Source organism: Archangium violaceum Cb vi76, from assembly GCF_000733295.1.
Lineage (GTDB): Bacteria > Myxococcota > Myxococcia > Myxococcales > Myxococcaceae > Archangium > Archangium violaceum.
In genome coordinates, this window is sequence record NZ_JPMI01000139.1 from 1 (window position 1) to 9,865 (window position 9,865).

Annotated in this window: 10 protein-coding genes and 1 riboswitch; of the genes, 5 read left to right on the plus strand and 5 right to left on the minus strand. The window is 69.7% G+C overall.

Annotation, left to right across the window (positions count from 1 at the left end):
- Window positions 1-11: 11 nt before the first annotated feature.
- Together Q664_RS20565 and thiC are read right to left on the minus strand one after the other, a co-directional pair.
- Window positions 12-401, minus strand: a complete 390-nt coding sequence (locus Q664_RS20565) for a DUF4870 domain-containing protein (RefSeq protein ID WP_235216790.1) — start codon at window positions 399-401, stop codon at window positions 12-14.
- A 129-nt stretch (window positions 402-530) separates the two neighbouring features.
- Complete coding sequence (gene thiC, locus Q664_RS20570; RefSeq protein WP_043398164.1) at window positions 531-2,390, minus strand: phosphomethylpyrimidine synthase ThiC; 1,860 nt, start codon at window positions 2,388-2,390, stop codon at window positions 531-533.
- A gap of 37 nt (window positions 2,391-2,427) precedes the next feature.
- Window positions 2,428-2,536, minus strand: a riboswitch (TPP riboswitch).
- Window positions 2,537-2,775: 239 nt separating this feature from the next.
- On the opposite strand from thiC, the gene Q664_RS20575 reads away from it, so the two are divergent.
- The 5 genes from Q664_RS20575 (at window position 2,776) to Q664_RS20590 (ending at window position 6,743) form a co-directional block, all read left to right on the plus strand.
- The gene (locus Q664_RS20575) at window positions 2,776-3,210 is read left to right on the plus strand and encodes a CBS domain-containing protein (RefSeq protein WP_043398167.1); all 435 of its coding nucleotides are present in this window, start codon (window positions 2,776-2,778) and stop codon (window positions 3,208-3,210) included.
- A gap of 41 nt (window positions 3,211-3,251) precedes the next feature.
- Complete coding sequence (locus Q664_RS61050) at window positions 3,252-3,857, plus strand: universal stress protein (RefSeq protein WP_075207475.1); 606 nt, start codon at window positions 3,252-3,254, stop codon at window positions 3,855-3,857.
- Entirely contained in the window at window positions 3,746-4,588 is an 843-nt protein-coding gene (locus tag Q664_RS20580) for a universal stress protein (RefSeq protein ID WP_152622235.1), read from the plus strand. The genes Q664_RS61050 and Q664_RS20580 overlap by 112 nt, the downstream gene beginning before the upstream one ends.
- A gap of 122 nt (window positions 4,589-4,710) precedes the next feature.
- The gene (locus tag Q664_RS20585; protein WP_063934727.1) at window positions 4,711-5,250 is read left to right on the plus strand and encodes an OsmC family protein; all 540 of its coding nucleotides are present in this window, start codon (window positions 4,711-4,713) and stop codon (window positions 5,248-5,250) included.
- Between the two features lie 77 nt (window positions 5,251-5,327).
- A complete protein-coding gene (locus Q664_RS20590) occupies window positions 5,328-6,743 on the plus strand; it encodes a sigma-54-dependent transcriptional regulator (protein WP_043398173.1) in 1,416 nt (471 codons plus the stop codon).
- Window position 6,744: 1 nt separating this feature from the next.
- Here Q664_RS20590 and Q664_RS20595 read toward each other — a convergent pair whose 3' ends face one another.
- Genes Q664_RS20595 through Q664_RS20605 form a run of 3 tightly spaced genes read right to left on the minus strand, consistent with a single transcriptional unit; the run spans window position 6,745 to window position 9,733 of the window.
- A complete protein-coding gene (locus tag Q664_RS20595) occupies window positions 6,745-7,851 on the minus strand; it encodes a sensor histidine kinase (protein WP_043398176.1) in 1,107 nt (368 codons plus the stop codon).
- A complete protein-coding gene (locus tag Q664_RS20600; RefSeq protein WP_043398179.1) occupies window positions 7,848-8,570 on the minus strand; it encodes a response regulator in 723 nt (240 codons plus the stop codon). The genes Q664_RS20595 and Q664_RS20600 overlap by 4 nt, the downstream gene beginning before the upstream one ends.
- An 8-nt stretch (window positions 8,571-8,578) precedes the next feature.
- Window positions 8,579-9,733, minus strand: coding sequence for a protoglobin domain-containing protein (locus Q664_RS20605; RefSeq protein WP_043398181.1), 1,155 nt, complete (start codon window positions 9,731-9,733; stop codon window positions 8,579-8,581).
- Window positions 9,734-9,865: the final 132 nt, after the last annotated feature.

Below are 9,865 nucleotides of genomic sequence, written 5' to 3' on the forward strand. Positions count from 1 at the left end.
CCGCGGCCCGGTCACTTCACGATCTTGACGTCGATCGGGTAGCGGTAGACGGACCCCTCGTTGGCCCGGAGCCCGGCCACCACGCTGAACAGCGCGCCGAGGAGGGCCACGCCGACCCCCACGGGGCTGAGGAAACACGTGGCCAGGAAGGCCCAGACCACCGCACAGACCACGAGGTGGAAGTTGAGGGCCCGCTTGGCGTGCGCCTCGACCCAGGCCGACTCCTTGCTCTTGAAGGCCAGGACGAGCAGCGGCCCGAGGAAGGACAGCGTCGACACCGTCAGGACCGCGGCCACCGGTGCGCTCAGGTGCGCCAACATGCCCCACGTCCGCTCCTCCGCCGTGGGCGCTGGAGAACCCGTGATGAATGAATCAGCCCGCTGCTGCTGGTGCATTTCCATGCGAGGTCCCCTCGGGTCCTGAAGGAGCACGGAGCCGTGCCCTTCAGGACCCATTCTCCGCCAGTCCCCGGGGGATGTCACGTTCCTCGCATCGGGTAGGTGGAGGAGACCTTTGAGGTCAACGGGACATCAGCGGTAGATCTCCCCGCCGGTCTTCTTGAACTCCTCGCTCTTCTCGGCCATGCCGGCCTCGACCTTCTCCGCGTAGTCGCGCACGTCCTGGGTGATCTTCATCGAGCAGAACTGCGGGCCGCACATGGAGCAGAAGTGGGCCACCTTGGCGCCCTCGGCGGGAAGGGTCTCGTCGTGGAAGGCGCGGGCGCGCTCGGGGTCCAACGAGAGGTTGAACTGATCCTCCCAGCGGAACTCGAAGCGGGCCTTGGACAGGGCGTTGTCGCGGATTTGAGCGCCCGGGTGCCCCTTGGCGAGATCCGCCGCGTGGGCGGCGATCTTGTAGGTGATGACGCCCTCCTTCACGTCATCCCGGTTGGGCAGGCCCAGGTGCTCCTTGGGCGTGACGTAGCAGAGCATCGCCGTGCCGAACCAGCCGATCATCGCCGCGCCGATGCCGCTGGTGAAATGATCGTACCCCGGGGCGATGTCCATGGTGAGGGGCCCCAGTGTGTAGAAGGGCGCCTCGTGGCACACCGCGAGCTGCTTCGTCATGTTCTCCTGGATGAGGTGCATGGGCACGTGGCCCGGGCCCTCGATCATCACCTGCACGTCGTGCTTCCAGGCGATCTTCGTCAGCTCGCCGAGCGTCTCGAGCTCGCCGAACTGCGCCGCGTCATTGGCGTCCGCGATGGAGCCCGGCCGCAGCCCGTCCCCCAGGCTGAAGCTGACGTCGTACGCCTTGAGGATCTCGCAGATCTCCTCGAAGTGCGTATAGAGGAAGTTCTCCTGGTGGTGGGCCAGGCACCACTTGGCCAGGATGGAGCCGCCGCGGCTGACGATGCCCGTGACGCGCCTCGCCGTGAGCGGGATGTAGCGCAGCAACACGCCCGCGTGGATGGTGAAGTAGTCCACGCCCTGCTCACACTGCTCGATGAGGGTGTCGCGGTAGATTTCCCAGGTGAGCTCCTCGGCCTTGCCGCCCACCTTCTCCAGCGCCTGGTAGATGGGCACCGTGCCGATGGGCACCGGGGCGTTGCGGAGGATCCACTCGCGCGTCTCGTGGATGTTGCGGCCGGTGGACAGGTCCATCACCGTGTCCGCGCCCCAGCGGATGGACCAGACCATCTTCTCCACCTCCTCCTCGATGGAGGACGTGACGGCCGAGTTGCCGAGGTTCGCGTTGATCTTCACCAGGAAGTTGCGGCCGATGATCATCGGCTCCAGCTCCGGGTGGTTGATGTTGGCCGGGATGATGGCCCGGCCTCGCGCCACCTCGTCCCGGACGAACTCGGGGGTGATCTCCCGGGGAATCGCCGCGCCCCAGGACTGGCCCGGATGCTGCCGGGAGAGCTCGGCGGCCGCGGCCTCGCGCTTGAGGTTCTCGCGGAGGGCCACGTACTCCATCTCGGGGGTGATGATGCCCTTGCGGGCGTAGTGCAACTGGGTGACGTTGCCGCCCGGCTTCGCCACCAGCGGCTTGCGGCGGTGGCCGAAGCGCAGCCCCGCCAGGCGCGGATCCGCCTCCCGGGCGCGGCCATACTCGGAGGTGATGCCGGCCAGCTCCTCCACGTCCCCGCGGCGGCGGATCCACTCGGAGCGCACCGGGGGCAGCCCCGCGCGCAGGTCGATGGAAGCGCCGGGATCCGTGTACGGGCCGCTCGAGTCGTAGACGAAGATGGAGGGGTTGGGCGTCACCTTCGCGTCCGGCCCGTGACCATGCCGGGTAGGCGTCTGGCTGATCTCCCGCATGGGCACGCGGACGTCCGGGTACCGCACGCCGGGCACGTACACCTTGCGCGAGGCCGGCAGGGGCCCCTGGGTAATGCCCTCCAATACCTTGCCATCCACCTTGAGGCTCTTCGAGGCTCCGCTCACGTCTCTCTCCTCCGTGCACGGAAGGGACAGGCGAGGCGTGGGGCGCCCGCCGCTTCCCTCCGCCGGTCCTAACCGGTTCAGGTTCAAAGGGTTGGCCGCATCACGGCCGTCTCAGCCCCTTACCCGGGGCACCCCTAGCGTCAGGGCGAGGGTCTAGCGCACCGGGGGACCGGGTATCAACCGCCTGGAGGGACCCTTGTCCACCAGCCAGCACGAGGCCGGATGCGCAGCATCTGCGGCGGGCCCCCGCCCGGACGAAATCATTGCGCCGGACGACCCTGCCATCGGCTGCCAACGTGACGACCTTCCAAAAGAGCACGCCCTGGAGCCGATCCTGCAATAGCTTCCACCAAGACCCACGATTCTCAGGACTGGAGCCACGTATATGCAGACCGTTGGTGAGCTGATGACCCGCAGCCTGGTGACGATCACCGAGACCCAGAACCTGGCCATGGCGGAGGAGTTGCTCCGTCTGCACCGCATCCGCCACCTGCCCGTGGTGCGGGGGGGCAAGCTCGTCGGACTCGTCACCCACCGGGATTTGTTGCGCGCCGCGGCGAAGTGCGGCGGAGCGGATCCGGTCCAGCAGCCGCTGTGGGCCTCGGACGTGATGGTGCGTGACGTGAAGACGGTGCGCCCGGACACGTCCAGCCGCGAGGCGGTGAAGATGATGCTGGACAACAAGTTCGGCTGCCTGCCCGTGGTGGGGGCGGATGGCACGCTCGTCGGAATCCTCACCGAGGCGGACATGGTCCGCTTCGCCCAGCACCTCATCGAGGACATGGATCGCCGCAGCCTCGCGGCCGAATACGAAGCCTGACCCGCGCCACAAGGGCCCGAGCAGGGCCAGAGGGGAGCACCATGTCGATCGTCTTCGGAACGGATTTCTCGGAGCGGGCGATGACCGCGGCGCGGGCCGCGGCGGTGCTCGCCCACCGGACCGGTGAGGTGCTCCACCTGGTGCATGTCACCGAGTACGGCAGCGTCGGCCGTACCGCCTCGAGCGATGAGACCCTGCGCCGTGAGCTGCTCGCGCGCCTGGAGGCGCAGGCCGCCGAGCTGCGCACCGGAGACATCCGGGTGGAGGTCCACCTGCGGGAGGGCGCCCCGGACGAGGTGCTCGTCGAGCACGCGGCCGTCGTGCACGCCTCGCTCATCATCGTGTCCCACCATGGGCAGCGGGCCCCGCGCTGGCGCATCGGCAACGTGGCGGAGCGGGTGGTGCAGTCGGCCCGGTGCCCGGTGCTCGTCCTGCGCTCGGCGTCCCCCTGGCGGCCTGGGCCCGCGGGGAACGCAGCCTGCGCGTCCTGCTGGGCCTGGACTTCTCCCCCCCCTCCAACGCGGCGGTGGCCTGGGTGCGCAAGCTGCGCACGCTCGGCAGCTGCGAGGTGGTGGCCGCCCATCACTACTGGGGCGCGGATGCCCACGTGCGCTATGGCGTCCCGCTCTCCCCCGAGTCCGAGGTGACGCCCGAGGTGGAGGAGGCCCTGCGGCGCGACCTGACGGCCCGCCTGGGTGACATGCCCGGCACCGGGGCCGTCTGGGTGCACCTGGATCCGGGCCTGAGCCGGCCCGCGGAATCGCTGGTGGCGCTGGCGCGCAAGGAGGAAGCGGATCTCATCGTGGTGGGCACCCACCAGCGCACCGGGGCGAGCAAGTGGTGGTACGGCTCGGTGTCGCAGCGCATCGTCCACGACGCGCCCGTCTCCGTGCTGTGCGTGCCGGCCAGCGCGGTGTCCACCCTCACCATCCCCGAGGTGCGCCGGGTGCTGGCCCCCACGGATCTCTCCGAGGTGGGCATCAGCGCCATCCGCCACGCCTACTCCATCGTTCCCGCCGGGGGCGCCGTCTACCTGCTGCACGTGCTGGAGCCCGCCGGCGGTGCACCGCCCCTCTCCGCGCAATACCTCCCGCCCCAGGGCCCGGTCCACACGCCCGAGCAGGAGCGCGTGGCCGAGGTGCTGCGGGGGCTCATCCCTCCCGAGGCGGCCGTCCGGGGCATCACCACGCGGGTGGAGGTGGTCCACGGCCGGAAGGTGTCCGAGGCCATCCACCAGGCGGCCGAGCGGCTCGGCTGCGACGTCATCTGCCTGGCCACCCATGGGCGCTCGGGGCTCACCAAGGCACTGCTCGGCTCCGTGGCCCAGGAGGTGCTTCAGGCGAGCCCGAGGCCGGTGTTTCTCGTCCGGCCGCAGTGAGCAGGCGGGCATCCAGGCTCCCGCCATCCCACCTGGGAAGGGGCCTTCCCTCCCCTGCCCGGGCGGAAACGGCACGCACCTTGAAGGTCTCATCCCAGTGAACGACACCCGGGAGGTGCACTGTGACATACGTTCCCATCACGGAGTTCGAGACGCGGCTCCAATGGCAGCGCGGCTGTGGGGCGCTGCTCTCCGGAGACCGGGCCTCCGCCATCCCGCTGGGAGGGACGGGGGACCCGGAGGGACCCTGGAACGAGGGCCAATGGAATCCCGAGACCCTGCTGGTCGGCGCCGTGGAGGGGCGAACCCTCTGGGCTTTCCTGGAGCAGGCGCGTTCCCTGGGTGTGGAGGTTCTTTTCTACCAGAGCTCCGCCGTGGCCCGCCGGGCGGACGGTCCGGATGGGCTTCCCCACTACACGGACCTGATCGTCCGCCCCCACGTGGCCGTCCGGAGTGAGCACGACGCGAGCCTCGCGCGGGGCATCTTCGAGGCGCTCCCGGAGCGTTGTTTTCCCAGCTCCATGCTGAGGCTCACACCCCGCATCGAGCCCATCATCGACACGTGGGACGAGCAGCACGCGGCGGCGCTCGAGGAGGATCGCCGTCACCGGCAGACCTGGCGGTGGTGGGAGAGCGGACGAGCGGCCGGTTATGAACCTTGACGTGACGTGCGGGGCATGGTTGCTCACCGTGTAGGAACCCGCCCCCTCCGGGGCGATTGCTTGTTACGGTCCACACCATGTCCGCTCAACGCATCCTGGTCGTCGACGACGAGGGCAATGCCCGCCGCGCCATCGCCACCATCCTCGGTGAAGAGGGCTACGAGGTGACGGAGGCCTCCAACGGAGAAGAGGGGCTCGCCCGCCTCTCCGACTTCTCGCCCGCCATCGTGCTGACGGATGTGCGCATGCCGAAGATGGACGGGCTCACCTTCCTGCAGAAGGCGCGGGAGCAGGGCTCGGACGCCACGTTCATCGTGATGACGGCCTTCGCCAGCGTGGAGACGGCCGTGGAGGCCATGCGTGCCGGCGCCGAGAACTACCTGGTCAAGCCGCTGGACGCCAACGCCGTGCTGGTGGTGTTGAGCAAGGCGCTGGAGAAGCGGGCCCTGAAGCGCGAGGCGGAGACGCTGCGCGAGCAGGTGCGCCAGCGCACGCGCTTCCACAACATCATCGGCGAGGCGCCGCAGCTCCAGGGCGTCTACGAGGTGGTGCGGCGGGCGGCGTCCACGCGCGCCACGGTGCTCATCCTCGGCGAGTCCGGCACGGGCAAGGAGCTGATCGCCCAGGCCATCCACCAGGAGTCGCAGCGGCGCGACAAGCCCTTCGTGAAGGTGCACTGCGCCGCGCTCTCCGAGAACCTGCTGGAGAGCGAGCTGTTCGGCCACGAGAAGGGCGCCTTCACCGGCGCGGTGGCCCGCAAGGAGGGCCGCTTCGAGCTGGCCGACGGGGGCACCCTCTTCCTGGATGAGATCGGAGAGATCTCCCCGGCGGTGCAGGTGAAGCTGCTGCGCGTGCTGCAACAGCGCGAGTTCGAGCGCGTGGGCGGCACGCAATCGTTGAAGGTGGACGTGCGCATCGTCGCGGCCACGCACCGGGACCTGGCGGCCGAGGTGAAGGCGGGCAGGTTCCGCGAGGACCTGTACTACCGGTTGAACGTGGTGGCGGTGACGTTGCCGTCGCTGCGCGAGCGCAAGAGCGACATCCCCGCGCTGGTGAGCCACTTCCTGGAGAAGTACAGCGACGCGTACGGGAAGGAAGTGCGGGGGCTGGCGCCGGGCACGCTGCAGGCGATGCTGGCGTATGACTGGCCCGGAAACATCCGCGAGCTGGAGAACGCCATCGAGCGCGCGGTGGTGCTGGCCGGCGGCAACGAGCTGACCACGGACGATCTGCCGCCCGTGCTGCGGGGACCCCGGCCCACCGGCTCCTCGCCCTCGTCCCTGATTCCAGGGGCCACGCTGGCGCAGATCGAACGCGAGGCCATCCTCCGCACGCTGGAGATGGTGCAGGGCTCCACCACGCGGGCCGCGGAGATCCTCGGCATCAGCGTGCGCAAGGTGCAGTACCGGCTGAAGGAGTACGGCACCGGCAAGCCCGCGACGGGCAGCGACACCGAGGAGGAGAACCCGGAGACCGAGGCGGCCTCCGAGTAGCTCAACGGACCAGGGGCAAGCGCAGGAAGAAGCGCGCCCCACCCTCCGGCGAGCTGCCCACCTCCAGCGTGCCACCGTGCTGCGTCACGATGGCGTGGACGATGGACAGGCCCAGGCCGGACCCCTGGGCCTTGGTGGTGAAGAAGGGCTCGAAGAGCCGGTCGCGAATCTCCAGGGGCACGCCCGGGCCCGTGTCGTCCACGAGGATCAACACCCGGTCGCCCTCGCGCTCCGCGGAGACCCGGACGAGCCCGTCGGCCGGCGTGGCCTCCAGCGCGTTGAGGGCCAGGTTGATGAGCACCTGGCGCAACCGCTCCTCCTCCCCCTGGATGGGGGACACCGATTCGCCCCCGTCGCCCGCCAGCACCAGCCGCACCCGACGCGACTCCGCCTGGCCGGCGAGCAGATCCACCACGCGACGCAACAGCGGCTTCACCTCCACCGGCTCCGGGCGGAACTCCCGCGGCCGCGCGAACTGGAGGAAGTCCTCGAGGATGTGATCCAACCGGCGGATTTCATCGCGCACCAGCCGCAACGGCTCCAGCAGCGGGGACTGCTGATCCTCGGAGAGCCGGCGGACCCGCCGCTCCAGCACCGACAACTGCAGGGCCGCCGCGTTGAGCGGGTTGCGGATCTCATGCGAGAGCCCGGCCGTCATGGTGCCCACCGCGGCGAGCTTCTCCGTCACCTGGGCCCGGCGCGCCAGCTCGCGTTTCTCCTCGTGCAGGCGCACCTGACGCATGGCCTGCTCCAGCGTGAGGAGCAATTCGTTGGGCGCGCACGGCTTCATCAGGTAGGCGCAGGCCCCCGCGCGCACCGCCGCCACGGCCGTCTCCAGCGTGGCGAAACCGGTGAGCAGCACCACCTCGGACTCGGGCACCTTCTCCTTCAGCTCCCGGGCGAGCGCCGTCCCGTCCCCGTCCGGCAGCCGCAGATCCACCAGCGCCACGTCGAAGCCCTCGCGGGCACGCTCACGGGCCTCGCGGCAACTGCTCGCGCCGTGGACCTGGTAGCCCGCGTCACCGAGCAACTCCTGGAGGTTGTCGAGAAAGGCCGCGTTGTCGTCGACGACGAGCACGGTGGGACGCCTGGCGAGGGAGGGACTCATGAGGTCCTCTGCCGGCGTGAGGCGTGGACGCGCTCCAGCACATCCAGCAGCCCGGCCGTGTCGAAGGGTTTGGAGAAGATGTCCGTGTGCGCCGGCATGGCCATGGCCGGGAGCGCCTCCGGGTAGGCCGTCATCACGAAGACCGGCAGGTCCGGGAAGCGCTCGCGCAGCCGGCGCAGGGCCTCCCCATCCGGGCCCCCCGGCAGCCGCAGGTCCACCAGCGCCACGAAGGGCCGCACGGCGGCCAGATACTCCGTGTCCAGCACCGAGCGCGCGGTGACGCACGAGAAGCCGCGTGCGCGCAACACCTCGGTGAGGTTGTCGCTGAGGGCCAGATCGTCCTCGACGAGCGCCACCAGGCCATCCCGGCGTGCCTCGGACAGCAGCGACACGAGCATGGGGATGGGCACCGGCTTGGGCAGCACCGCGAGCAACCCCTCGCGCCGGGCCGTCTCCAGGTCGTCCTCGCCGGGGTAGGCGGTGATGACCACGGCGGCGAGCTCCGGATCCACCTGGCGGATGCGATGCACCGCCGCCGCCCCGCTCATGCCGGGCATCTTCATGTCGGTGAGGAGCACGTCGAAGCGCTGGGCGCGCGCCAGCTCCAGGGCCCGCGCGCCCTCCGTCACCACGGTGGCCTCGTCTCCCCCGTCCCGGAGGATTTCCGCGAGGTTCTCCGCGAAGGCCTCGTTGTCATCCAGCAACAGGTATTTCCTCATTCCGTCGCCTAGGGGGTGGAGGGTTGGAAAGGAAGCCGGAGGACGAAGCGCGCGCCACGGCCCTCGCGAGGAGCGTAGGCGATGGAGCCACCGTGCCGCTCGATGATGCGCTTGACGAGCGGCAACCCCAGGCCGATGCCTCGCGCCTTGGTGGTCATCAACGGCTCGAAGATGCGGCGCCGGATGGCGTCGCTGACACCGGGCCCCGTGTCCTCCAGCACCAGCTCCACCTTCTCCGGGCCCGCCGAGGCCGATAGCACCACCTCCCCCTTCTCCCCCACGGCCTGCACCGCGTTCTCCAGCAGGTTGACGAAGACCTGGCGCATCTGCCCGGGATCGCCCTGGAGCGAGGGGAGTCCCTCCAGCCCCTCGGCGCGGATGGACACGGCCTCCGGCGCATGCACCGAGGTGAGCGCGTCCTTCCACACCTCGTCGAGCCGCAACGGCTCGCGCTTGAGCGGCCGGTCGCGGATCATGTCCAGCAGGTCCGTGACGATCCGGTTGGCCAGCGTCACCTGCTCGCCAATGCGCCCCAGGTGCTTGGCGGCGCGCTCGTCGGTGGCCAGGGGCCGGCCCTTGAGGATGAAGAGCGACGTCTCGATGACGCCCAGCGGATTGCGCAGCTCGTGCCCGATGGAGCCCACCAGCTGGCCGAAGGTGGACAGCCGCTCGCTGCGCGCCTGCTGGGCGAGCAGATCCTCCCGGTAGGTGTGCAGCATGATGGCCAGCTCGAGATCGAGGATCTTCCCGAGCGCCATCCGCGCGGCGAACAGCCGCGCGGGCTGCTGGACATAGCGCTGGTCGATGATGCGGTTGAGCTCCTGCCGGAGGATGTTCATCGCGCCGAACATGTAGTGCTGGGGCAGCGAGATGCGCACGTGCATGCGGCCGATGCGGCAGCGCAGCAGGAAGTACTCCTCGTCCCAGGGCCCGCGCAGCAGCTGCTCCATCCAGGCCACCAGCGTCACCTTCAGGTGGCCCACCTGGCTCTCACCGGCCAGGGCGCTGCGCGCGCCCTCGTGCTGCAGGATGTGGTCGTAGAAGACCTCCGAGATGGCCGGGAACTCCTGCCGGGCCAGCTCATGCAAGGACCGGAGCGACTGCTCGTCGTCCGCCCCGAAGCCCACGTATCTTTTCAACTCCTCGAACAAGGTCTCTGCCATTCGTAGGTGAATGTTCTAGCGCGCCCATCCCCTGGACACATCGTTTGAACCGCCCTCCCCTGCATGGAAGTCAACCCTGCGGGGGAGCCAGGGCGGCAATGCCCCCCGGGCCACCGGGCTCGAGGGCCCCGG